Annotated in this window: 26 protein-coding genes, 1 pseudogene, 3 riboswitches and 1 other annotated feature; of the genes and pseudogenes, 10 read left to right on the forward strand and 17 right to left on the reverse strand. The window is 38.0% G+C overall.

From position 1 onward, the window contains the following. Positions 1–52 precede the first annotated feature (52 nt). A complete protein-coding gene (locus IHV10_RS07920) occupies positions 53–481 on the forward strand; it encodes a MarR family winged helix-turn-helix transcriptional regulator (protein ID WP_197128060.1) in 429 nt (142 codons plus the stop codon). 38 nt (positions 482–519) lie between these two features. Here IHV10_RS07920 and IHV10_RS07925 read toward each other — a convergent pair whose 3' ends face one another. From IHV10_RS07925 to IHV10_RS07940, 4 genes are all read right to left on the reverse strand, one after another. Continuing rightward, entirely contained in the window at positions 520–1,383 is an 864-nt protein-coding gene (locus IHV10_RS07925; protein WP_197128061.1) for a 5'-methylthioadenosine/S-adenosylhomocysteine nucleosidase, read from the reverse strand. Positions 1,384–1,554: 171 nt separating this feature from the next. Further along, positions 1,555–1,658, reverse strand: a riboswitch (purine riboswitch). Positions 1,659–1,719: 61 nt separating this feature from the next. After that, positions 1,720–2,280, reverse strand: coding sequence for a GNAT family N-acetyltransferase (locus tag IHV10_RS07930; protein ID WP_197128062.1), 561 nt, complete (start codon positions 2,278–2,280; stop codon positions 1,720–1,722). An 18-nt stretch (positions 2,281–2,298) separates the two neighbouring features. Beyond that, positions 2,299–2,769: an HIT family protein gene (locus IHV10_RS07935; protein ID WP_197128063.1), complete on the reverse strand. Its 471-nt coding sequence runs from the start codon at positions 2,767–2,769 to the stop codon at positions 2,299–2,301. 21 nt (positions 2,770–2,790) lie between these two features. Continuing rightward, positions 2,791–3,261 carry an NUDIX hydrolase gene (locus IHV10_RS07940; protein ID WP_197128247.1) on the reverse strand — a complete coding sequence of 157 codons (471 nt, stop codon included), beginning with the start codon at positions 3,259–3,261 and terminating at the stop codon, positions 2,791–2,793. A 116-nt stretch (positions 3,262–3,377) separates the two neighbouring features. On the opposite strand from IHV10_RS07940, the gene IHV10_RS07945 reads away from it, so the two are divergent. Both IHV10_RS07945 and IHV10_RS07950 read left to right on the forward strand, forming a co-directional pair. After that, positions 3,378–4,463 (forward strand): nitric oxide synthase oxygenase, encoded by a 1,086-nt coding sequence (locus IHV10_RS07945; RefSeq protein ID WP_197128248.1) that lies wholly within the window; start codon positions 3,378–3,380, stop codon positions 4,461–4,463. A gap of 111 nt (positions 4,464–4,574) precedes the next feature. Then, positions 4,575–5,498 (forward strand): S66 peptidase family protein, encoded by a 924-nt coding sequence (locus tag IHV10_RS07950; protein ID WP_197128064.1) that lies wholly within the window; start codon positions 4,575–4,577, stop codon positions 5,496–5,498. Between the two features lie 148 nt (positions 5,499–5,646). On the opposite strand, the gene IHV10_RS07955 is transcribed toward IHV10_RS07950, so the two are convergent. The 5 genes from IHV10_RS07955 to IHV10_RS07975 form a co-directional block, all read right to left on the reverse strand. Next, on the reverse strand, positions 5,647–5,901 hold the full coding sequence (locus IHV10_RS07955; RefSeq protein ID WP_197128065.1) for a hypothetical protein: 255 nt from the start codon (positions 5,899–5,901) through the stop codon (positions 5,647–5,649). A gap of 39 nt (positions 5,902–5,940) precedes the next feature. After that, a complete protein-coding gene (locus tag IHV10_RS07960; protein ID WP_197128066.1) occupies positions 5,941–6,345 on the reverse strand; it encodes a GNAT family N-acetyltransferase in 405 nt (134 codons plus the stop codon). 50 nt (positions 6,346–6,395) lie between these two features. Then, a complete protein-coding gene (gene tyrS, locus IHV10_RS07965; RefSeq protein ID WP_197128067.1) occupies positions 6,396–7,646 on the reverse strand; it encodes a tyrosine--tRNA ligase in 1,251 nt (416 codons plus the stop codon). 72 nt (positions 7,647–7,718) lie between these two features. Beyond that, positions 7,719–7,947: a binding site (T-box leader), on the reverse strand. 9 nt (positions 7,948–7,956) lie between these two features. Further along, positions 7,957–8,469 carry a MarR family transcriptional regulator gene (locus IHV10_RS07970; protein ID WP_370568667.1) on the reverse strand — a complete coding sequence of 171 codons (513 nt, stop codon included), beginning with the start codon at positions 8,467–8,469 and terminating at the stop codon, positions 7,957–7,959. An 87-nt stretch (positions 8,470–8,556) separates the two neighbouring features. Further along, a complete protein-coding gene (locus IHV10_RS07975; protein WP_197128068.1) occupies positions 8,557–9,654 on the reverse strand; it encodes a DUF3626 domain-containing protein in 1,098 nt (365 codons plus the stop codon). A 119-nt stretch (positions 9,655–9,773) separates the two neighbouring features. Here IHV10_RS07975 and IHV10_RS07980 point away from each other — a divergent pair, with 119 nt between their 5' ends. Then, complete coding sequence (locus IHV10_RS07980; RefSeq protein WP_197128069.1) at positions 9,774–10,337, forward strand: hypothetical protein; 564 nt, start codon at positions 9,774–9,776, stop codon at positions 10,335–10,337. Between the two features lie 153 nt (positions 10,338–10,490). On the opposite strand, the gene modB is transcribed toward IHV10_RS07980, so the two are convergent. The 3 genes from modB to IHV10_RS07995 form a co-directional block, all read right to left on the reverse strand. Continuing rightward, on the reverse strand, positions 10,491–11,147 hold the full coding sequence (gene modB / locus IHV10_RS07985; protein WP_197128070.1) for a molybdate ABC transporter permease subunit: 657 nt from the start codon (positions 11,145–11,147) through the stop codon (positions 10,491–10,493). 315 nt (positions 11,148–11,462) lie between these two features. After that, positions 11,463–12,284, reverse strand: a complete 822-nt coding sequence (locus IHV10_RS07990) for a MetQ/NlpA family ABC transporter substrate-binding protein (protein WP_197128071.1) — start codon at positions 12,282–12,284, stop codon at positions 11,463–11,465. A gap of 129 nt (positions 12,285–12,413) precedes the next feature. Next, positions 12,414–12,533, reverse strand: a riboswitch (SAM riboswitch). Between the two features lie 47 nt (positions 12,534–12,580). Then, complete coding sequence (locus IHV10_RS07995; RefSeq protein WP_197128072.1) at positions 12,581–13,387, reverse strand: alpha/beta hydrolase; 807 nt, start codon at positions 13,385–13,387, stop codon at positions 12,581–12,583. A 108-nt stretch (positions 13,388–13,495) separates the two neighbouring features. Then, positions 13,496–13,614, reverse strand: a riboswitch (SAM riboswitch). A 158-nt stretch (positions 13,615–13,772) separates the two neighbouring features. Here IHV10_RS07995 and IHV10_RS23100 point away from each other — a divergent pair. The 4 genes and pseudogenes from IHV10_RS23100 (at position 13,773) to IHV10_RS08010 (ending at position 17,467) form a co-directional block, all read left to right on the forward strand. Next, complete coding sequence (locus tag IHV10_RS23100) at positions 13,773–13,937, forward strand: hypothetical protein (RefSeq protein ID WP_370629651.1); 165 nt, start codon at positions 13,773–13,775, stop codon at positions 13,935–13,937. Between the two features lie 27 nt (positions 13,938–13,964). Beyond that, a pseudogene (locus IHV10_RS08000) lies at positions 13,965–15,284 on the forward strand (spore germination protein); the annotation flags it as partial. Positions 15,285–15,300: 16 nt separating this feature from the next. After that, positions 15,301–16,395 (forward strand): GerAB/ArcD/ProY family transporter, encoded by a 1,095-nt coding sequence (locus IHV10_RS08005; protein WP_197128073.1) that lies wholly within the window; start codon positions 15,301–15,303, stop codon positions 16,393–16,395. Next, on the forward strand, positions 16,388–17,467 hold the full coding sequence (locus tag IHV10_RS08010; RefSeq protein WP_197128074.1) for a Ger(x)C family spore germination protein: 1,080 nt from the start codon (positions 16,388–16,390) through the stop codon (positions 17,465–17,467). The genes IHV10_RS08005 and IHV10_RS08010 overlap by 8 nt, the downstream gene beginning before the upstream one ends. A gap of 269 nt (positions 17,468–17,736) precedes the next feature. Here IHV10_RS08010 and IHV10_RS08015 read toward each other — a convergent pair whose 3' ends face one another. Together IHV10_RS08015 and IHV10_RS08020 are read right to left on the reverse strand one after the other, a co-directional pair. After that, positions 17,737–18,246, reverse strand: coding sequence for a hypothetical protein (locus IHV10_RS08015; protein WP_197128075.1), 510 nt, complete (start codon positions 18,244–18,246; stop codon positions 17,737–17,739). A gap of 149 nt (positions 18,247–18,395) precedes the next feature. After that, a complete protein-coding gene (locus tag IHV10_RS08020) occupies positions 18,396–19,784 on the reverse strand; it encodes a bifunctional metallophosphatase/5'-nucleotidase (RefSeq protein ID WP_197128076.1) in 1,389 nt (462 codons plus the stop codon). A gap of 88 nt (positions 19,785–19,872) precedes the next feature. Here IHV10_RS08020 and IHV10_RS08025 point away from each other — a divergent pair, with 88 nt between their 5' ends. Beyond that, positions 19,873–20,421 (forward strand): GNAT family N-acetyltransferase, encoded by a 549-nt coding sequence (locus tag IHV10_RS08025; RefSeq protein WP_197128077.1) that lies wholly within the window; start codon positions 19,873–19,875, stop codon positions 20,419–20,421. 83 nt (positions 20,422–20,504) lie between these two features. After that, positions 20,505–21,059 (forward strand): NUDIX hydrolase, encoded by a 555-nt coding sequence (locus tag IHV10_RS08030; RefSeq protein WP_197128078.1) that lies wholly within the window; start codon positions 20,505–20,507, stop codon positions 21,057–21,059. 31 nt (positions 21,060–21,090) lie between these two features. Here IHV10_RS08030 and IHV10_RS08035 read toward each other — a convergent pair whose 3' ends face one another. The 3 genes from IHV10_RS08035 to IHV10_RS08045 all read right to left on the reverse strand — a co-directional run bounded on the left by IHV10_RS08035 (position 21,091) and on the right by IHV10_RS08045 (position 24,519). Next, complete coding sequence (locus IHV10_RS08035) at positions 21,091–21,873, reverse strand: class I SAM-dependent methyltransferase (RefSeq protein WP_197128079.1); 783 nt, start codon at positions 21,871–21,873, stop codon at positions 21,091–21,093. Positions 21,874–22,082: 209 nt separating this feature from the next. Continuing rightward, entirely contained in the window at positions 22,083–23,627 is a 1,545-nt protein-coding gene (locus IHV10_RS08040) for a malate:quinone oxidoreductase (protein ID WP_197128250.1), read from the reverse strand. Positions 23,628–23,976: 349 nt separating this feature from the next. After that, on the reverse strand, positions 23,977–24,519 hold the full coding sequence (locus tag IHV10_RS08045; protein ID WP_197128080.1) for a competence protein ComK: 543 nt from the start codon (positions 24,517–24,519) through the stop codon (positions 23,977–23,979). Between the last annotated feature and the right edge of the window lie 92 nt (positions 24,520–24,611).

Below are 24,611 nucleotides of genomic sequence, written 5' to 3' on the forward strand. Positions count from 1 at the left end.
TCTAATCGGTTATTATGTTGGTAGAGTTTTGAATGTAAAGGTGGCAAATACGATGAAGAATCCCATACTTGAAAAGATCGAACTTGAGATGGCCGTGCTTGTAAGGCGCGTCACTTCGATCACATCCAAAAATAAAATCGGTAATCTTGACAGATCAGCCTATCTCCTTCTGCATCAACTGTCTGTTCATGGCCCTCTTGGAGTTAAGACGCTAGCTGATAACTTGCAGCTGGATACCTCTACAGTCAGTAGACAAGCTGCTTCACTTGAGAAAAAAGGATATGTGTACAAAGTTCCAGATCATGTGGATCGTCGAGCTTACTTTCTACAGTTAACAGAATCAGGGACTGTAGATTTTAATGAGTATAAAAAAGCTCGGCTTGATCGTTTTGAAGTACTTACAGTTGATTGGACGGAGGAAGAACGCAAACAGTTTGGTCATCTCCTAAAAAAATTTAATAAGGCTATACTAGAAAAATAAACCCCGCTAAAGCATGTTTAGCGGGGTTTTCCTCATCCTTATTTACCTTTTTTCATGGAGATATATTCTTTTACAACTTCATAAACATAGTCTTGATTAGCAGCTGCTGTTGTAGGATCGTATTGGCCACCGTTGGTTTTATTGTTGGAAAGGACACGGATACCGAGGAATGCCACATCATAAGCTTTTGAGATTTGTGCTGCTGATGCACCTTCCATCTCTTCAACAGAAGTTCCAAAGTTCTCATGGAACCAGTTGATACGGTCAACTTCATTGTTCCAAACGTCTGCAGAACCGATCGTACCCTCTACAACTTTTCCTTTTGTATACTTATCTTTCACTGCGTGAGCAGCTTTTAACAGCTTTGCATCACCTTCAAAGAAACGTGCTTTTTCCGCATTCGGATCTTCCCCAGCACTACCTTCTGATGCCATCAAGTCCATAGGAATCCATGATGTAGGGTGTATCCCTTCATTCGCTTCTTTATGAGGTGTCTTTAAAGACCCAAGATTTACCGTTCTTTTTCCTAATACAATATCAAATACGTTTAAGCTTGGATCATGTCCACCAGATGTACCTTGATTGATGATAGCTGCAGGTTTATATTTTTCGATTGCAATAGCAGTAGCTGCTGCTGTGTTTTCCATGCCCTTACCTGTTTTGGCCACAATTACCGGATAGTTATTCAGTGTTCCTTTATAGAAAACAAAGTTCCCAGAAGTTTCTTCTTTAACGTTCTTTAAGCGCTTTGCAAAATTCTCAGCCTCAATCGGCATTGGTCCTTGAATGATGATCGGACGTTTTACTTTTCCTTTTCCGGATGCTGTTTGGTTAAAATTAAACCCGGCTAATGCAGATAAAAATAAAACTGCTGCGATTGCTAATAATCCGTATTTCTTCATTGTAAATTTACCCTCCAGATGTCACGGATTACACGTATATACGCAATAAAAATAGCCTAGAGAATGTAGATATGTTCTACCTCTAGACCGACAGAGTCAAAGTATCAATAAGCAAAGGAAATTTGCTAAATCAATGGCTGACATACTTATTTTTTTATAAGTATAACTACTCAACCTGTTACTTCAACTCGTAGTCCAGTTCTTTCATTGGGAACCGGGTAGAAACACTCAGACCATATTACCGAGCATATACGAGTAATTCGTTTTTTATGTATGTTACTTTGATAATATAACAATAATCCGTTTCGTTTTCAACATAAAACTTAACATTTTTAATTATAATTTGTTTAATGTTCGGTTTTCATCTTCTTTAAGCAATGAATAGATGAGAAGATCATCAAATTTGCCACACGTAAATTCATAATGTCTGAGCAATCCTTCTTTAACAAAACCTATATTCTCTACTAGTTTTTGTGATGGAAAATTATCAGGTTCAATCAGTGCTTCAATCCTTTCCAGTTCCATGTGTTGAAATCCATGTATTACAACAGCTTGCAACGCTTCTTGTGCAATACCCTTACCCCAATATTCTCTATTCAGTTCAAATCCAACTTCTGTTCGAAAATGCTTTTGTGTCCTATTTAGAAATCCACAGCTTCCAATGATTGTATCTGAACTTTTTAACGTGATTCCCCACCTTATCCCTGTATGTGCTTCTAAGATGGATTCATACCATTCTATTTCTCCATGTACATCCTCGACTGTTTGGTAAGGTTCGAGGCCCATATGTTTTACAACTTCAGAGTCCGATAGATAAGAAAACATATCCTTCGCATCATCCAGAGTTACCTTCCTTAAGATCAAGCGGTTCGTTTCAATTATAGGATGATCACTCATCGCATTCATGTCCTTTCTTTAACGAATTGTCACAGAAATCAATTTGCTTAGTTCCGCATACAAACGGTTCTTCATATCTTCCAACTCATCTTGAGACGGTCTTATTTCATCTGCAAACATCTCTTCTCTATCTACCCACCATACAGGACCTTTTACAGGTGAGTCGTTTTCTCTTCGAGGAAACAAATGCCAGTGAAGATGTGAATCACCATTTCCTAATAATTCATAGTTTAATTTTTCAGCATTAAACGCGTTATAAACCGCTTCAGCTACTAAACTCATCTCATTTAAGAATGTCTTCTTCATATCTGTCTCTAGAAAATGCAGTTCTGTCTTATGTTGTTTTGAAAGAAATAGCGTATACCCATTAAAATATTGATGATCTCCAATCACGACGAAACCTGTCTCAAGCTCTGCAACAAAATAAGGATTTGTTCCGTTTTGGATCATCTCAATCCGTTCACATATTAAACAACCTGGATGAGTCATTCTTATGACCTCCTTCAACTTTTATAGTTTAACATAATTTTCCTTTTGTCTGTTTATTATGTTTAATCTTGTATGTAGTTCCCATAGCGCCGTTTTGTTGCTATCCCACTTTAAAGCGGAGACAGCTTCTTCATAGCTAACCCATTTGTAGGCAGTGTGCTCTTTCGATAGATTCAATTTCTGATCATAGACTTCTAAACCAAATGAATACTCCGGTATAACGAACACTTCTTCACCCCAAAGAAAGTGACCTACTACGTGTTCTACTGGCAAAGAAGTTTTTGAATCTAAATGGATTAACCCGCATTCTTCACCTAGACCTGTTTCTTCAAAGGCTTCTCTCCTGGCAGACTGTTCAGGGGTTTCACCCATTTCCCCGCCACCAGCAATCGCTTGCCAGTAACCCATATCTGAACGTTGTAAAATTGCATATTCAATATCAAGTTCTCTAAATACAAAAGGAATAACCAAAACCTGGTAAGGCGCTCTCATTCCCATCAACTCTCCTCCTGCATGTTCTATTTTTGTAACACTTACAAGCGGTAATTCTTCGAAAACTAGGCTATTATAATAATACACTTATTTTTGTTGGGGGCTTTATTTTGGAAATGAATCTTTTACAAGAAGCAACAGAATTTATCACTTCCTGTTATCAGGAATTAAATAGAACGCAGATTGAGATTGATGATCGAATTTCAGAAATCGCACAAGAAATTGAGTTAATAGGTACATACAGTCACTTAGCATTTGAAATTGATTACGGCGCAAAAGTAGCGTGGAGAAACAGCAATCGATGTATCGGAAGATTGTTTTGGGACCAGATGACCACGTTCGATCAAAGACATGTTGAAACAGAAGAAGAAATCTTTATGGCAATCGTAGAGCACATGAACTATGCGACTAACCATGGACGAATTCGGCCAACAATAACCATTTTTCCTCCCAAAACTAAGAAACACCATGCGCGAATATGGAATCATCAATTGATTCGATATGCTGGGTATCAGACAGAAGCTGGAATTATTGGAGATCCATCATCTGTTGAATTTACTGAAAAGTGCATAGAGCTCGGTTGGGAACCCAAATACGGAAAATTTGATATCTTGCCCATTGTAATTCAAGTAAATGATAACGTTCCTAAGTTATTTGAACTTCCAAAGTCTTCAACGCTAGAAGTAGAGATACGTCACCCTGAATTTGATTGGTTTCAAGATCTTCAACTAAAATGGTACGGTGTTCCCCTCATTTCAGATATGGCTTTAGAGATTGGCGGGCTCCGTTACACGGCAGCTCCTTTCAATGGATGGTATATGGGGACTGAGATCGGTGCAAGAAATCTAGCTGATGAAGATCGTTACAATATGCTCCCACAGATTGCTTCATGCATGGGCATAGATACGAAAAGTTCGATCTCTTTATGGAAAGATAAAGCGCTTGTTGAGTTAAACATCGCAGTGCTTCATTCATTCCGAGAAGATGGTGTTAGTATTGTAGATCATCATACAGCAGCTCAACAGTTCAAAAAGTTCGAAGAAAAAGAGTCAGAGAGTGGCCGAAATGTAACGGGTAACTGGGCGTGGCTCATTCCACCTATGAGTCCTGCAACAACTCACATTTTTCATAAACCTTACAAAAATGATATCGTAAAACCCAATTATTTTTACCAGCCTAAACCGTATTCGAAAGAAAAATAGACGATATAACAAAACGTTCAGAACGTGTTTTCTGGACGTTTTTTCATATGATTTGCTAATGCCCAATATAATAGTGAATAGGATTTCGTTTCTCCGAAAGGAGCTGTTAGGATGTCGATCAAACCGCAGCAATTAAAGCAAGGCGATACTATTGGAATTGTAACATTGGGTAGCCCGCTCGAAGCGAACATAATTAATCAAGGAATCACAATGTTAAAAAATATGGGTTTTCAGGTGATTGTAGGAGACTATGTATACGCGACGAATGGTTTCTTGTCAGGAACCCCACAGCAACGTGCTTCAGATTTGATGAAGATGTTTCAAAACAATCAGGTGAAAATGATTCTTCCAACGCGAGGTGGTGTGGGAGTAGCAGGCATTCTACCCTATCTCGATTACAATATTATCAGAACCAATGCGAAGATCATCTCAGGTTACAGTGATATAACCATTCTCATAAATGTGCTGTATCAACTATCGGATCTCGTTACGTTTCAAAGCTTGATGCTCTTGGATTTCCGGTCCGGTACTCCTTCTTATAATTTCAATCAATTCTTTAATAGCATCACCCGAACAACTGCACCATGGCAGATCATGAATCCATCAACTATTCCGCTTGTAAGTAAAGTTGCAGGCAACGTTACAGGAGTTATTGTAGGTGGAAACCTAACATCGTTCGTAGATTGTTTAGGAACACCTTATGAAATTGATACCAAGGGTAAAATATTATTTCTTGAAGAAACTCACGAGCCCGTAAACACCGTCTATAGATACTTAAACCACTTAAAGCTCGCAGGTAAATTTGAAGATTGTATCGGAATCATCATAGGAGAATGTACAAAATGTGAACCTGCATATGGAGTAACATTTGAAAATGTAATCGATGAATTTCTTGTTCCACTCGGCAAACCACTCATGACCAATCTAACAAGTGCTCACGGCTATTATAAAGCGGCGATCCCACTAGGTGTAAATGTGAACATGAATACGGTGAATCGTACTTTAACTGTTATGGAGCCGACGGTTATACAATAAATAGATTTCTCATTCTTATGTATATTAGAAGGATGAGTCGTTGTGAACTCACTTGAAACTTTTAACTATTTGAATATAGTTTCATAAAAAAACACAAGGCTACTTCTCGATAGAAAGTAACCTTGTGTTTAACTGTTTTATCAATTGCTCAATCACAAAACAAATCATGTTTTTCCAAATTCATCTTGCTATATGAACGATTTAGAACCTCTTTTGCAATACCATTACCATGATGATACTTTTCAACATACATAGCTTTAACTATTCGTCTTACTTCAGATTTCGATATTTCTTGTTCTGTTTCCTGTTTCATGAATAGATGAAGAGGTACATCTACGCCATCATCATGTATAGGTGGCTGAAAATAGAGAAAATCCTCCACTTTATAAAAGCCATTTTTCATAAAGAAGTTCGTTCGCTTTACGCAGTCTTCTTTTTCTTTTTAGCTGTGTACCATCTCTTGCGTCTCAGTCTCAAGAACGATTGCTTTTAATGACTCATTTCCAGCATGAATACTATCTTGTTGTAGAACTTCTTCAATCTTTTGAAGAGATTTTGCTCCTAACCCTTTACTTCTTATTTGAGGATTTGTTACTAGATACACGATAAATCCTGCATTTACGTCAGCTAAATAGTGAGCTGTAACAACACTGATTAACTCATCTTCCAGATATCCAACTAGAAAACGATAATGATTTGGCCGGTTCGCTTCAGCATTCTTCAGACTTTGAAGAAAAACCGATTCTGGTTCCCGAACCTCAATCGGAAAAGAGTTGTGATACAAAGTAAGTGCTCCTTTCAAATTTTCTTGATTTGAAAAAGCCACTTCTTTCCAAGTGATTTCCATTTTTGATAACCGCCTTTTTCCTTTTAAAGCAAGTTAAAATATCTATTACTTTATTTATTCAATGTAATTTTGACAAACTTTCGCTTCCCAACTTGAATGACCATACCCTCAGATAAGATGAGGCAAGAACTTGCATCTTCCACTTTCTCATTATCTACTTTAACACCACGGTTGAGGATCATTCTACGAGCTTCGCTTTTTGATGAAAGCATCTTCAACTCAACAATTAAGTCTATAATTGACATTTCTAAAGGGCCGTCCCATTGAATGACCGGAATATCAGATGGCAGAGAGCCTTGTTGAAACACGGAGATAAAATGCTTCTCTGACTCTTCCGCTGCTTCTTGGCCATGGTAAATGCGGACAATCGTACGAGCTAGAAGCATCTTTGCATCACGTGGGTGAAGCTTCCCAGTTGCAACATCTGACTTTATTGTATCAATCTCTTCTTTGTCTAAGTCCGTTACGAGTTCGAAGTACTTGACCATCAGCGTATCTGGAATGGACATCGACTTTCCGTACATTTCATTGGGAGCTTCATCAATACCAATATAGTTTCTCTTGGATTTAGACATTTTTTCAACGCCATCTAAACCTTCTAAGAGGGGCATAAGCATAGCAACCTGCTTTTCTTTTCCAAATTTCTCTTGGTAGTGTCTTCCCATTAGTATGTTAAAGTGTTGATCCGTTCCACCTAATTCAATATCACAGTCTAACCTAACAGAGTCGTAACCTTGCATGAGCGGGTAGAAGAATTCGTGCAGTGAGATCGGCTTTCCTGTTGAGATACGCTCATCAAAATCATCCCGCTCCAACAGTCTTGCCACTGTAATTTTACCAGCAAGGTTTATTACATCTTCAAAATTCAGCTTAGAAAGCCATTTAGAATTGTAGTGCAGCTCTACTTTTTCCATATCTATGATTTTTCCAAACTGTTCGAAATATGTTTTCGCGTTGTGCTCCACTTCTTCTGTTGTCAATTGTTTTCTCGCAACAGACTTTCCTGTAGGGTCACCGATCTTGCCTGTAAAATCTCCAATGATCAATTGAATGACATGACCGTTTTGTTGAAACTGTCTTAACTTATTCAACACCACTGTGTGACCAAGATGTACATCTGGTGCTGAAGGATCAAGTCCAAGTTTAATTTTCAGTGGACGATTCTCTAAAATGGACTTTGCTACTTTTGTTTCTAACTCTTCGGTAGGGATTATATCCTGAACGCCTTGCTTATAGATTGCCATTTGCCTCTTCACTTCATTTTGCTGTTGCTCTGTTAGTTGTTCTAAAACTGGAATCATCCTTATTTCCTCCTCTAATTATTGTAAAAACCTAATCTTCAAGAAATTATAAAAAGACCACATCCCTATAACACAAGGGACGTGGTCTAAATTTACACGCGGTACCACCCTAATTGAAGAACAAATATTCTTCCACTCAAGTTAAATAACGGTTTTCCCGTTCTTCGTCTGTTTCTAATATAAGTGACGAAGAAAGCTCTTGGAAATGTAATTCACATGATCTTTGTACTGATTCACACCAACCACCAGCTCTCTAAAACAGGGAGATCATTGCTACTGCGTTTCCTGTCATCGCATTTTTTTATTAAATTTAAAAGTCGTTCTCTCGAATAACTCTTCTTAGCAAGCCTGAGATTAATTTCTGCTCTTCAACGGACAAGGAAGAAACGACTTCAACCTCACCTTCATGAAACCTTGGATACAGTTCCTCCATCACTTTTCTGCCTTTATCGGTCAGAACAACACACGTGATGCGTCGATCGCGATTATCCACCTTACGAAAGCATAATTCTTTTCTTTCCAATGTATTCGTAATGTTACTTATGGTTGCTTTTGAAACTCCAGCGGATAATGCTAGTTTTTTTGTTTCAACGGATTCCCATATCCACAGATCATACAGAATAGAAAATGACGTCCAAGATAACCCATGCTTTGCTAATACTTCTCGCTCCATCTTATTACGCAATCCTTGAGCAGCTCGATACAGATTTGTAACCACTGTAATAGAATGCAGATTGAGTGATTCGATCGGTGCTTTAGTCAATTGATTGATGGTGTCCTTCTCTTCCGGCAACAATTCACCGTACTCATCAAAAGAATAGATATGATCCACTCCTTATCAATTTTCATAATCGTTAGCATTGAAACGATAGTAACAGATAAAAATAGTAAATGCAAGATGTTATTTAATTCAAACTGATCTTCTTTTCCTATAGGGTTTTCCATACTTCACCAACACATGCCATAGAAGTTTCAGCTCTTGTACTATTTCTTTCTGCGTTCCTCTGTAGCTCCATGTCACTGGATTTCTTGTTAAATCCATTACAGCTTCACCTATAAGATGTGCATCTATCACTTGATTTTTCGCGATTCTTTTTGCTAAGGACGGCATTTCAGAACCTCTAAAATCTGAAGGGACCTGATCTACAGACAATTGAAATCCAGAATGATAATAAAGCTTAATATCATATTTTGCACAAAGACTTGTAAGCGTAACTCCGACCTTCGTTCCAATAAATGAGGGGTCTGCAACAAGAATTTCCACATCTTCTTTTAATACAAGATCACCGTGAACTTGTGCTTCGATATAATGATTTAGATTTCGATACACTTGTTTTTTAGCTGGGTCTTCAAACGGTAATTTTATTTTTTGAACAAGATGCTGGACCAATGAACCTATCATAAGATTTGATTCTCCGAGCGCATAATCTCTCGTGAAGATTTCCTCAAATAATGCTGCAAGTATCATATCGAACTCTCTAATAGTCCCTTTTTCTTTTGGATTTTGATGAGAATCAAGGTATGTAAAAGTAGCTCGTTTTGAAACTTCAGGCTTGAGTAAGAAGTAGCACGAACCAAACCGTGGCGCTGGCCCATCGGCATGCATCATAATGTTTAACGCACCATATTTTGCTCGCTCATTAAGGGTCGTTCCTTTTATCTGGTAAGCTCCTCCAAATAATTGTTCTTCCCACCGATCACGCAAACCTCCGGGATAGGCAGATACACTTCCGTTTGAAAGCAACGATTCAAACTGACTCTTGTATATTCCTTCTTGATGTAACGCTTCGGCAATACAATTCATTGAAGAGTTTGGCCGATCCGGATGAAAGTGAAGAGCGATTCGGGCATGCTCTTTAACATTATGGACTGCCTTATGAAATACATCAGTGGTTATGTTAGACATTCTTAATAAATGTTGAATCGTCGCTTGAGCATCGTCCTTATGTTTTGCAGCATAACGCTCAACATAATCTATTGCAGATTGTTGTGCTCCAGTTAATTTCATATAATAATCTCCGTTTCCGTCGGTAAATGATGTTATTCAAGAACCAATAAAGTGACTCTTCACGCTCATGAATAGTGGTTTAGCTTTAAGGAATATATTTTATAAAGGAGAGGATCATTATGGGTTATCGAAAAAAGAAAAGAATTACAGGATCTCGAAGCTTTAGGACTCCGAGTACATTTCCTCTCATCTTACTTTTGGTGATTCTGCTATTCTCTGCTATAAGTTTATTTTTATCTTCGACAGTATTTCAAGATCACCTTGTTCTGAGGGAGCTTTTCCTTTTTTTAGCTATGTCTCTGCTATTATTATTTATTGGCGTTGTTGCCAGTTATTTAAGAATACACAACTGGATAGAACGCCTACTTATTCTGGTTGTAATCATTGGATCCATTACAGCTGCGATTGGTTTTGCACACACCGTATTTCAACTCTACGAAGATATTGGTGACTATGAAGCTAGAAAATTCAACGTGATAGAAGGAATTCCTTCAACCTTAACGTATGGCTCGAAAAATGGTCCTGACTATGTCTCTTCCATAATGATTGATAATAAAAAAATTAATGTAGCACACTTGAATATAACGGCTAAGTCTTATAAAGATCATTTCAAAGGCAAATCCATTCGATTAAAATACCTTTCTCATAGTAAGTTTGCTGTAAGTATAGAAAAAAACGAATAAGTATTTCACATGTGATTTTGAACTAAAAAAAACACAGCCCTCTTTAGAGAAGCTGTGTTTTCTTTATTCACTGGTTTTAATACTAATGCAGAACCGCCTACCATACCCATGTTTGTAGTTTCAAAATACAATCATTACAGATTCTTTTTTCTGCTAAGCTCTTATGCGATTTACAGCAACAAGCATTAAGAATGATATACCAATAACACTTCCTACCCACATCCATGCAAGATCCATATTTCCTGATTCGATCGCGATATAGATTGCGGTGGATATCGTCTGTGTTTTTCCAGGTATGTTTCCGGCAAACATTAATGTTGCACCAAACTCACCTAATGCGCGAGCAAAACTTAAAATAGCACCTGATGTGATAGCTCTAACAGATAATGGAACAGAGATTTTTCGCAATACATCCCACTCGTTGGCTCCATCTACTCGCGCTGCGTTTTCGATGTCTGCGTCAATAGATTCAAACCCCGCTTTTGCGGATTGATACATGAGTGGAAATGCCACAACTGCAGACGCAATAACGGCTGCCCACCATGTAAATATAATCGGCTGATTAAAGAGCCACTCTACGAGCTGTCCCCCGGGACCATTTCGACCGAACAAAACGATTAACAAGAAACCTACCACAGTTGGGGGTAGTACGAGTGGAAGTAGGAATATTGTTTCGATTAACGTTTTCCCTTTAAACTTCTGGTGAGCCATGATCCTTCCGAAAAATAAGCCGGCTAAGATCACAATCAGTGAAGCTGTCACCGCTATGCCAAGTGATAATTTGACAGGTGACCAAAAATCTATTGCCATTTCCTTTTCCACCCGCTTATTCCATTGATTTATATGCTGTATTCATCTGTCTTCATCATATCATATCGCTCATTGCTGGTGATGAAAGATGCTGATATTGTCGAACGGCCTTTATTTTTGAGTTTAGACTTAATTCATGTCTAGTTTGACTTAATCAATGATCAGAACGACTTAATTTTTCTGAGTAAGACTTAATTTTTCTTATTTAGACTTAATATTCAAAAAAGATGCTCATCGGATGCCTTAAAAACATCTGTAAATGAAAAAAGCTGCTTAGATGAGTGGATTTCACCCATCTAGTCAGCTCATTCATCCTTATTCTTTAACAGCTAGCACTGAACCTTTATACTCTTTATCAATAAAATCGGTAATTTCTTTCGAATGAAGCACTTCTAACAAGGTTTTGATAGATTTCTTCTCTTTGTCGCCTTCACGAACTGTGATAATATTCGCAAATGGTGAATCTGAACCTTCAAGTGCGATGGAATCTTTCTTCGGGTTCAAATCCGCATCGATTGCATAATTTGTGTTGATCACAATCGCATCGCCTTCATCATTCTCGTACGCTTTAGTCAATAGCCCTGGATCAATGTCTGCCACAAACTCTAAGTTTTTCGGATTTTCTACAATATCGCTTATTTGCGCTTCGTAGCCCTTTCCTTCTTTTAGTTTGATCAGCCCCTCTGCTTCAAAGATTGACAGGATACGCCCGTGCTCAGCAATTGAATTACTTAAGATAACCTTCCCGCCTTCTGGTAGGTCTTTTAATGACTTATGTCTCTTCGAATAAACGCCCATCGGCTCTAAGTGAACAGCTCCTGCATTTTCAAACTTATACTTCGGGTTATCTTTCACTTGCTGTGTTAGATATGGAATGTGCTGAAAATAGTTCGCATCAATTTCTTTTTCATATAAAGACTTATTCGGTAAGATATAGTCTTGGAACTTAACGATTTCTAATTCAATGCCTTTATCCTCTAAAAGCGGCTTCGCTTCCTCTAAAATTTCTGCGTGTGGTACATTTGATGCTCCTACTACTAGCTTTTCTGTTTTCTCTCCACCACTTGTTGATGAGCCACAAGCCGCTAATAAAAATACTGCAAAACTTGCGAGTAATACTTGGATGATTCTTTTCATGATCTGATCCCCTATCCTTTAGTTTCTATAAGTTCTTTGATAATAGATGCTCTTTAAGAGGTGGTACAAAAAAACCTCCTGTTCTCATAACAGAGACAGAAGGCTTCTCGAAAAACGATTCCGATAATCCTCTCATCTCTCAGTGTGACCACTGTTAGATTTAGCACCGTTTTCATATTGATTATTATTCAACATGAATGGTTGCCGGGTTTCATAGGGCTAATTCCCTCCACCTGCTCTTAATAAGAGTATTCCTATCAAATTACTTTGTATTATCACAGGAATTTTGTAAAATGTCAAACACTTTTTTTCAAATTATTCTGAACAGAAACTTTAACATTCTTTACTAACCATTCAGAAGTGGAAGAAATTAATTTATCGAAGTGGACAATAGAAGAATACGTATGATTAGCACCTTCTATTAGTACTATTGAGCTTCCACAATTCTTCCTCTTTCTTGATTCTTCAAAATAGTGAGAGCAATATCTTGATGATATAACTGGATCGTCCGATCCATGGATGAACAGTGCGTTACCACGAAACTGTTTGATGTCTTCTAATGGAGAATAAGCTTGAAGGGAAAGTAAAAATTCTTCGGTTATCGCATACCCTAGATGATCAATCACAGGGTGCTCTCCGTTATAACCAACTATATCTTTAATATCTTCAAATGGATTTCCTACTGCAGACCACGTGATTACATTCCCAATCCTATCATCATCTGCTACAGTGCAGACCGCGACTGCACCGCCTAAACTATGTCCGATTAACGTTATTGCATTTTGATCAATGTTAGGTAGTTTGCTACCAAAAGAAATAACTTCCTTCGTCTGATCGATAAAACAAGCAAACTCATTATCTCCATATTCCCCTTCACTCTCACCACAGCCAGCATAGTCAAATCTCAATACAGCAAACCCTAGTTTAACGAGTTCTTGAGCCGTTTTAACAAACAGACGATCTACTCCAATTCGTGTACTCGTAAAACCGTGACAAATAATGATCAGCGGAAACTTCTCTTCACCTGCACCACTCCAATTAGGAAAATGAATGGTGTGAGCCAATTTTCTGTCTTTCCACCATATACAATCCGACATAACCATATCACCCACTCCTTTTCTCTCTATTGAAATTCACTTAACCAGTATGATAAACGCAAAAAAACCGTGTTCCCTTAGAGAACACGGTTCCATACATAAAATCCGTTCGTTCTCTCATCTCTCAGCAAAAAACTGCTGTTAGATTTAGCACCGTTTCGGTCAAAACATAGTTCATCCGATGGTTGCCGGGCTTCATTGGGCTAATTCCCTCCGCCTGCTCTTAATAAGAGTTTCATTATTAATTTAAGGATAATCATAGGCTACTTGCTAATTGTTGTCAATAAAAAAACAAACCATGATCAAGTTTGCCAACAGAATATTATTAAATGACGAGGAGATGATAAAGAAATGTAGTAGTTCATGACGTAACAACGAACGGGTGATTTCAATGATATTTTTTAAGAAGAAAAAGAAAAAACAACAAGAATCAAATACAGATCCTACAAAAGGTACATTGACATTCCCAGAGCTCATGAAAAAGCTAAGAGCTTCAGCAGACTTTTCTACCGTTAAGCAATCATCACTCAGCACATTTTATATCTCTTATTATTAAACACTTGTAAATCCCGAATTTGTTCATCGGGATTTATTACCCTATATAACAGACATTCAATTAAAGAACTTAAATGACATACAGAAGCATTTGCCGTTAGATGGGATGGTCAAAACGAATGATGTGGATGACATCGCTAACAAAGTAACAGAAGGGTTTATTCTTATTCAAATGAATAAAGAGGACCCAGAAGGACTGCTTGTTCCAAGTCTATCGACCGAAAACAGGCAGATTTCTATCCCTGAAACTGAGTTTAGCGTTGTAGGTCCAAAGGAAGCTTTTGTTGAATCACTAGACACAAATTTAAACCTTATTCGTAAACGACTTCCTATTCCTGAATTCACAGTTAAGGAAGTACGGGTTGGGAAACTATCAAAAACGAGAGTAGCCATCATTTATATCGACGGAATCGCGGATGAAGAAAATGTGAACACGGCGATTCAGCGAGTCAATGATATCGAGTACGATCATATTGTAGATAGTTCTTATATCAATCAAATGATCTCCGACAATGAGAACTCTCCTTTTCCACAGCTCATTGATACAGAACGGCCAGACCGGGTAGCGAGTGTTTTATCTGAAGGAAAAGTGGCGATTATGGCTGACGGATCTCCCCATGCGTTAACGGGTCCAACAACCATCGTGGAATTTTTCTCCGCTTTCGAAGACTATTTTCTAAATTGGACGCTCGCTTCTGCCTTTCGATTGATCCGACTCATGGCTGTCATGTTTTCCGTGTTATCAACGCCTCTGTATGTAGCAGTATTAACGTTTCATTATGAAATGATTCCGGAAAATCTATTAGCTACACTCGTTGCTTCACGTAATGATATTCCTTTCCCACCTATACTAGAAGCTATCGTACTAGAACTTTCCATTGAGTTGCTTCGAGAAGCTGGTGCCAGGCTGCCTTCTAAGGTCGGTCAAACAATCGGTATTGTAGGAGGTATCGTTATCGGAACGGCAGCGGTACAAGCAGGATTAACAAGTAACGTTTTGTTAATCATTGTTGCTTTAGCCGCTCTTGCTTCTTTTACAACACCTGTCTATCAGATGAGTAACACGATTCGTTTATTGCGTTTTCCCTTTTTATTGTTTGCCCAGTTTTTAGGGGTTCTAGGTGTTGGTATCTGTTTCGCTTTTATCGTTTCTCATCTGCTGAAACTAACATCTCTAGGAAGACCTTATATCGCACCATTATATCCGCTTCGTGCAAATGATCTAAAAGATGCTCTTGTACGACTGCCGTTCAGTATGCAAAATAGCCGACCATCTTTATTAAGACCACAGGATAAGGCAAGGATGAATAAAAAGCGGGCAACAGCAAAGCATGACATTGAGGACTAAAAAATGAGGGGTATTTATGTCTCAGATCAGTGAAAACAAGCAGATATCACCTTATATGGCTTTTTATATGGTTACAACCATGCAGATTGGAGTGGGCATTCTAGGATTTGAGCGTTATATCGCTAAATCAGCAGGACATGATGCATGGATTTCTGTAATCATCGGAGGTCTTTCATTTAATGTACTGATCTGGATGATTTATCGTGTTCTTTCAAAAGAGAACGCTGATATCATTGGCGTACATAAAAACTTGTTCGGCAGATGGATTGGCGGCGCATTAAGTTTTCTTCTCTTGATTTATTTTAGTTCTACGATTCTAACCGTACTTAGGACTTATATTGAAGTAATCCAAATCTGGGTGTTTCCCGAGCTGAATACGGCTGTTATAGCCATCATCCTCTTAGGATTAGCTTATTCGTATGTTATTGGAGGAATCCGCGTTGTCGCAGGATTATCCGTACTAGGCTTTTTTATCACCCTCCCTCTATTTTTATTAAAATATTACGCACTTAAAAATGCACACTATACAAATCTTTTTCCTATTTTAGATCATTCATTTAGCGACCTCATGGCTGCTACTAAAGGAGTTACTCTTGATTATTTAGGATTCGAGCTCATACTGTTGTATTTACCTTTTTTAAAACAACCTGAAAAATCACAAAAGTGGGCTCACTTAGGAAATCTATTTACCATGTTCACTTACCTCATTACTGTATTCGTATCTTTTGTCTATTTTAATCAAGAACAACTTCAACATACGATTTGGGCGACACTAACACTATGGAAAATTGTAGACCTCCCATTCGCACAGCGATTCGAATATGCCGGTATCGCTCTTTGGCTTTTCGTCGTTCTTCCTAACATCTGTATAGGTTTGTGGTCTGTGAGCCGCGGAATTCACCGTTTATATAAGATCAAACAAAAAAGTGCGCTGCGCACAATGCTTTTCGTTATTTTCATATGTTGCATCTTAGTCGTTGATCGCCAACAAGTAGACATACTAAATACGAAAGTTTCTCAAGTAGGTTTTTATATTCTCTATGCTTATATACCGTTTTTATTTGTGATCCAGCTGATTTCAGGAAAAGTGAGGAAAACAAAAAATGACTAAAAAGAAGCTTCTCATTATCTTCACATTAATGCTATTAACTGGCTGCTTTCCAAGCAAAAAAATCCTAGAAGATGTTCAACTCGTATCAGCAGTTGGATATGATTATAAATCGAATAACCAAGTAGAGTTGAACGGGATGGTAGCCATTCCACAGCGAGGAGAAGATGTTCCTCCAATTTCTCAAGTGTTTACAGCAACCACGAATACGAGCAAGATGGCAAGAGCTCTAGAACAAGCTGAATCTCCAAAACCATTTGAGATCGGTCGCTTAGAAATTGCTCTTTATAATGACCGATTAGCTGAAAAAGGCATATATGATCTAGTTGACACACTTCAGCGTGATCCTTCCTTAGGTCGAGACCTATATTTGGCAGTCGTTAAAGGAAGTACGAAAACATTGTTAAAAGAGCAGTATCCGCTTAGTGAAACGCCATCAAAGTATTTGCTCCAGCTTCTAAATCAAAATATGAACGCGAACATACCAAAGTCAAATCTACATGATTTTTTGTATACGTATTACGGAAAAGGCATGGATCCCAACTTGCCACTCTTGGAAATGCAGGGTGATCGAATACGAGTAAAAGGTACAGCCCTCTTAAAAGACGACAAAATGGTCGGGCAACTGAAGCTCGAAGATTCCTTTCTCTTAAAGCTGCTGATGGAACCTTTTGAAAAAGGCATCTATGAAGTGAAATTTAAAAACGATCAATTCTTTACGATTCAAAATTTGTCATCTAAAGTAGAATATCGTTTTAAAGACGTGAAACGATCTCCATCCGTAGACATTTTCGTTAAAATAAAAGGACGCGTAAGTGAAGCGCCGAAGATTCCTGTAAGCGATCCGTCACTCATCGAACAACTAGAAAGAGCAACCGAGAAAGCAATGGATAGGCGAACCAACAAGATTGTAGAAAAACTTCAAAAATTGAATGTAGATACGATCGGGTTAGGAGATTTGGCGAGGAGCAGAACAAGAGGATTTGATTTTAAACGGTGGGATGAACAGTACCCTGACATGCCGATTAACGTTAATATGAAGGTGGAAATTACTCAGGCAGGGATTACAGAGTAACGTTGTTAATTTTATCGTTCATTTCTTAAGTGGGTAAATGGCTTTTTTGTCGAAAATCGTTTAAAAAATTTTATCCGTGTATATATTGGCGTTTACCGTGAAATTATTTCCAATTACCGTGGATATATGATTGACAACTATCAAAGTGTTTTTATCGTGTGCACATTTCATGGTGATGTCTACTTCATATGGACATCACGATATAAAATTAAAAGCTTTTATTCAACATATTAGTTTAGTTGAATAAAAGCTATCTTAATTAATCGATATTAACTCCCAGCTCCTGCTCCTGCAGAAGATTGGTTGCGTTTCTCGATCGCGTTGACTCCCATTACAACAGCGATTAGCTCTTCTGTTAATAAAGCATCTGAGTTGTTTTTTAGCTCATAAGCAGGAGCTTGGAAAAATCCATTTACTTTATTAAACGTCGCAATTTCCGACTTACTTTCATCAAAGATGGTATATTCTTTTGAAAAAGCGGGAGCTTCAATTTCATATGTATGGTCATTCGTTATATACCGATAACGTTTGGAGAAGAATGCAAATGCAGATTTTACCACGCCTAATTCCTTACCATCAGATTGCTTCACGATCCATTTTCCTGACATAAAAGGAAAACTACCTTCAACCAGGACCCTTCCAGTTTCATTCTCGATACTCACGCCTGAAGAAAAGGCGCTTTTTAGATCGAGAACTCCTCGTTTCTGTTGCTCTGCATTGTAAATATCCGTTCTGCCTGACGAGAAAAAGGTATCTTTAAAATACACACATCTTTCCATAGCAGCCACCCCGCTTCAATATCGATCTTATTTTTGTTGTTCCTCCAACTGCTGAAGTCGTTTTTCAATTTTCTTTCGCTTTTCTATTTCTTGAAACACAAAAATGAAGGCTGTTGCAGCCATTAAAAAAGTTAACCATTCCATCTTGATCACCCCTTAATCTTAAGTAGTTCTTTAATCCTTTTATCATAAGCACGATTTACAAATTCGGGCTTGATGGCATACATTTTAATCACTTCTTTGATCTCTTCTGGTCGGTAGAACTCATTTCGGTTGTGGGCTAGTGAAGGATAGCCTGATCCACGCTGAAGATAATCTGAAGATGCAACGGAATACCATCTTTCTTTCTCTATTGGTTCACCGTCAATCCTCATTTCGACCACTTTCAATCCATCATAAACCACTTGTGCACCTGAAATATGCAGTCCCCCTATATACTTCCCTCTAAAGCCAGGACCTCTTCCATCTAATAAGCAGTGTTGAACATCAAGTGATTGTTGAATGGCTTCCAATATGTATTTACCTTGAATCTCGAAGGAAGTTGGATTTAAGGGAGATGGACAGATCTCAATCAATTTTTTATTAGAAACGTAAGAAAAGATTCCTGCGTTAACAATGCCACTGTTTATCAAGCCTATGTCGGTATTCAGCATGTCTTTTAAACCATCTGCGATAAGGTTTGTGATCGGATTCTCACCGACCACATCGTGCCATAACGGTTCATTAATCGTATATAGTGGTTTTCCTAAGATCTCGATCGCTGTTTCTTTACTCCTCTTAAGGATAGCTACAATTTCTTCGTCTGGCTTGGAATCTTTTGTGTTATAAACGGCAGATTGTAAAAGGATTTTATGTGATTTCTTCACTTCAATTTCTAATACACCAATCTGTTCACCAAAGTTTCCAGCACTTACGATGAATGTATCATTAACAACCTTCGCTTCTTGATAGAGAACATGATCATGTGAGGACACGATTACATCAATGCCAGATATCTCTTTTGCTAGATCCATATCCGCTACCGTTCCGACATGATTTAGAAGAATGCACAGATCGTATTTTCCTCGATTACGCTCCAACTCTTCTGCGATGGTGATAATATAGTTTTCACTATGAAACCCTAAGCCTTCATTAAAAGCACCTAAGTCAGGTGATGCGCCAGTTACGAAAATTCGAAGCCCATTTTTAGAAAGGATTACACTCGAACGAACACCAGGAATCGCAGTCTCGTCTTTTCTAAATAGGTTGTTGCTGATAAACGGAACGGAACTTTGAACAGCCATATGTTCTAACGTCTCTGCCCCATTAAACATTTCATTGTTGCCGATCGTTAAAGCATCATAGCCAACTGCATCTAGAAGCTCGACCGCGGCCATTCCTCTTGTTCCTTGTAGTTCAATACTTTTAAAATCTGCAAAATCACCTGCATCAACTAGTATAGTGTTTTCGTCTTTATGTTGATTAATCATCGTTACTGCTTTCGCAAAGTTATCAAAATGACTGTGAAGATCGTTCGTATGTATGATTTTTAATTTCATAAATCCCCCAAAATTATATAAGATTACCTTTACAAATAATGGTATCATAAAATAAAAAGTAAATGTTCAAAAAATACGGAGGAATTGAATGTCATATCAAGATAACGATTTAAAGATTCGATCGATTACTAACGAAGACCTTCCAAGACTTTGGGAACTGATATATAAAGACAAAGCTCCTGAATGGAAAAAATGGGACGCTCCATATTTTGAGCACAAGCAAATTCCTTTTGATGAATTTATGTGGAACAAAGATCACTATGTCAATCACGATCAGCGCTGGGCAATTGAAGTGGCTGGTGAGTTGATCGGAACAGTGAGTTACTATTGGGAGCACGAGCCCTCCCACTGGTTAGAGATGGGCATCGGTATCTACAATCCTACCTATTGGAGCGGTGGATATGGAACAAGAGCTATTATTCTGTGGATCAATCATCTGTTTAACTCGCTACCACTCGTCCGTGTTGGTTACACAACATGGTCAGGAAATGAGCGAATGATTAAAGTTGGCGAAAAGCTTGGCATGAAAATGGAAGGCAGAATGAGAAAGTGCCGCTATTATAACGGAGAATATTATGACTCGATTCGGATGGGAATTCTGCGAGAAGAGTGGGAGTCAACCATATTAGGAGGATAAGACCAGGGAGATTATAATAGCGCAATCCGGTTGTTTCATTTTATTTTTCGTAATCTATCTAACCATGAGGAGGGACAAAATTCTTGGCAAAATGGAAAACCATAACATCAGATTATATCTACAAAACGCCGTTTGGTCATTTAAGAAAAGACAGTTGTGAACTGCCGAACGGGCAGAAAATCGATAACTATTATGTTCATGAGTATCCAAATTGGGTAAATGCATTTGTTCTAACGAAAAATAAACAAGTCGTACTTGTAGAACAATACCGTCATCCAGGTAAAGACTTCTTTTTAGAAGTTCCAGCTGGAAAAGTCGAACAAAGTGAATCCTTTGAGGAAGGCATTATCAGAGAGGTTCAAGAGGAAACAGGTTTTACTTCCCATAACAAACCAATTGTACTCGGAGAATTCATGGTGAACCCTGCTACCCAAACCAACAAGGTTATAACATTTCTAATCTTGGATGCTTTCCAGTCTTCTTCTCAAAACTTAGATGAAAATGAAGATTTAACGCTTAAGCTGATCCCTTTTCATGAGATGGAAGGATTAATAGAAGATAAAAAAATTACTCAGTTGTTTACAATAAGTGCTTATTTATTAGCAAAGAACTACCTTTCCAAAGAAAAACTAGCTTAGTAATATTACTTCTAAGCTAGTCCTCTTTTCTTTATTCAACCTTCATTTTCACAGCACGTGTTGCAACGAAACTTTTAATATAAGTATCAATCGGTCTTCTTCCACCAAAGTCATCTTCATATAATCCAGCAATCACAAAACCTGCATCAATCTGTCCTTGTATTTGATCCTCTAAGGTATGCCCGAATTCTATCGTTTCATCAGACATAAGATAGTCAGACTTCTCTTTTTCAGTCATAGAATCGAGCGTTGAATAAGGTATCCTGTTACTGACGACTAGATTTCCCTTTTGATCTTCTTCATCATCAAAAATAAACAACAATGGATTTGTAAACCCCGATATGAGTATCCCTCTATCTTTTAACACACGTGACGCTTCTTTCCATACAGGAGAAATATCCTCTACAAATACATTTGCTACTGGATGAACGATCAAGTCAAACTCCCCTTCACTAAACATGGAGAGATCACACATATCTCCTTGGATAGCCGTTAGACTCAAATTATTTGCTTTTGCTACCATCTCATCATTTTCTAACTGTTTCTTTGAGATATCCATTACAGTAACGTCTGCACCTGCGGCAGCTAACACGGGGCCTTGTTGTCCGCCTCCAGAAGCGAGACAGAGAACCTTTAGTCCTGTCAACGATTCCGGAAACCACCGTCTAGGAACTGGTTTTTCTGTTGTAACGGTAATACGCCAATCTCCTAACTTACTTCTGTCAATTATGTCCTTAGATACAGCCTTCGTATAGCTCACACCATCTTCAACTTTTTTGTCCCAAGCTTTGCTATTGTGTTTAACGGTATTCATCTTTAGATCTCCTACTCTTTGTATAGTCATAGTAAACATTCCATAATAAGGTATAAAACTCCTTCATTAGTTATAAATGAACAGCCGTCTAATGGCAGAAAAAAAAGAGCCTATAAAAATGAATGGCTCTTTTTGGAGTACTATTTAAAAACTTGGAAAATGGAAGCACTTGAAATGGAAATTAACCGATTTCAAGTACATAAATAATCCTAAATCTTTTCTTGTAACTCTGTAGCATCTATATGCGAAAAGTCTGCTAAGGTAGGTTCTTTCGTATCAAGTTTAAGAGAACGGGCTGTAGAAGCATGAACTTTCTTCAACAAATCAGGATTGTTCATTAATCGCTGACCATAAGAAGGAATCATCTCTTTGATCTTTGGTTCCCATTTACCAATCTCTTGCGGGAAGCATTTGTTTAATATCTCTAACATAACGTGAACAGCTGTTGAAGCTCCTGGTGATGCGCCGAGTAATGCAGCGATCGAACCATCAGCGGATGTAATTACTTCTGTACCGAACTGAAGCGTTCCCTTACCACCAGTTTCAGTATCTTTAATTACCTGAACACGTTGCCCTGCTACGACGAGATCCCAATCTTCACTCTTAGCAGTTGGGATGAACTCTCTAAGTTCTTCCATGCGCTGTTCCTTTGACAATAATACTTGTTGAATCAAGTATTTGGTTAATGACATTTCTTTAGCACCAGCTGCCAACATAGTCAACACGTTATTAGGTTTTACTGAAGTCACTAAATCGAGCATCGACCCTGTTTTTAAAAATTTTGGTGAAAAGCCCGCGAACGGCCCGAAAAGCAAAGATTTTTTATTGTCGATATACCTTGTATCAAGGTGAGGAACAGACATCGGCGGAGCACCGACTTTAGCTTTTCCGTATACTTTCGCGTGCTGCTGCTCAATCAATTCTGGATTCTTACATACCATAAAGATCCCACTTACCGGAAATCCACCGATATGTTTTCCTTCAGGAATACCGGATTTTTGGAGCAAATGAAGGCTTCCACCACCACCGCCTATAAACACAAACTTCGCTGTATGGCGTTCAATTGAACCTGTGTTATGATTTTTCACCTTCAGTTCCCATAATTCATTGGGCGTACGCTTCAGGTTTTCTACACTATGTTTGTATTTAACATCTACATTCTTATTTTGAAGATGACTAAATAACATACGAGTAAGAGAACCAAAATTAACATCCGTTCCTGTATCGATCTTTGTAGCAGCGATACTTTCGTTTAACGAACGTCCTTCCATGATTAGTGGAATCCATTCCATCAATTTCTCTGGAGAATTCGAGAATTCCATCCCTTGGAAAAGAGGATTTTCTGTTAGCGCTTCCATACGTTTCTTTAAAAACTGAACGTTGTTTTCACCTTGAACCATACTCATATGTGGCAATGGCATGATGAAGTCTTCTGGATTATGAATCAACTTTTGATCAACAAGGTAGGACCAAAACTGCATTGACACTTGAAACTGTTCATTAATTTCAATAGCTTTCGATATATCGATAGATCCATCCGGTTTTTCCGATGTGTAATTTAGTTCACAAAGTGCAGCATGCCCAGTTCCAGCATTGTTCCACTCGTTTGAACTTTCCTCTCCTGCTTTATCAAGTTTCTCAAATACTTTAATTTTCATTTCTGGAGCTATTTCTTTTAAGATCGTTCCTAATGTAGCACTCATGATTCCAGCGCCAATTAAAAGGACGTCTGTGTTCGTTTCTCTGTTGCTCATCATTATCAACCTTTTCACCTAAAATTTACAGAAAAAAGCCATCGTCTCATGTATAAGAAGAGACAACTTGGTAACTGCTTTTCCTGTTTCCATGAAAACCATATCAACTAGTATTGCTAAAATTCAAGTCTTTAATATCTTTATTATATGATAATTATAAATTATTTGAAAGCCGATAAATAGTGATAATTATATGAATAGTGTGCCCAAACTCTCTAACCATCAGAGTTTATATAGGAATTCAGGAAAATTTTTAACAGAAGATCACATACTAATATATGTAACTTTAACTTTTTCGCATATCAAAAACGCCTGAATTACTTCATCAGGCGCTCACGCTTAAAATGATCTAAGTTAAGAGTAAATCACTGTTTTTCAATCCTTTTTCACTATCCTTTTCTAGACTTCGGTTCGTTCGAGTTATTAGTACACTTCTGTAATGAGCGGCTCGATGGAGTTTCCCTTTTAGGGATGTGGAGGTACTTTCAATAGGTAGATCCATTCCGTTTGAAAAAATGACTCTAACCTTTTTTCGGTCAATGGATACAATATCATCAATGTGTGGCTGTGAGAGCCAGATGCAGGAGTCTTTTCGTGGTGATTTCGTGGGAAAGAAGAATATATCAAGTTTCGTGTCAATCATGATCGGAGGGAAGCACATCCTCCCTAATATAATCTGTGTTGCATCTTTCTTGCCATCGTATGTACTTCCATAATAAGGACAGGAATCTTTGATGATTCGAAAAGGCTTTTTCTCTACAAGAAAGACAGCATCTTCTTCATAAATTTCTGCGCATACCCTTCCCCATTGATTAATAAATGGATGAATAGCAATGGTCCTATTCGTAATTAAATACTTTTCCACTTTCTCGTGCACAATTCTACGCTTCATTCAATACCTCCTCAATATTTTAATCCCCATGGAAATGAAAGACAGTACAAATGTCCCTAGTATTTGTACTGTATAGTAATATTTTACCATTT

It is taken from the genome of Fictibacillus sp. 5RED26 (assembly GCF_015903895.1).
GTDB lineage: Bacteria > Bacillota > Bacilli > Bacillales > Fictibacillaceae > Fictibacillus > Fictibacillus phosphorivorans.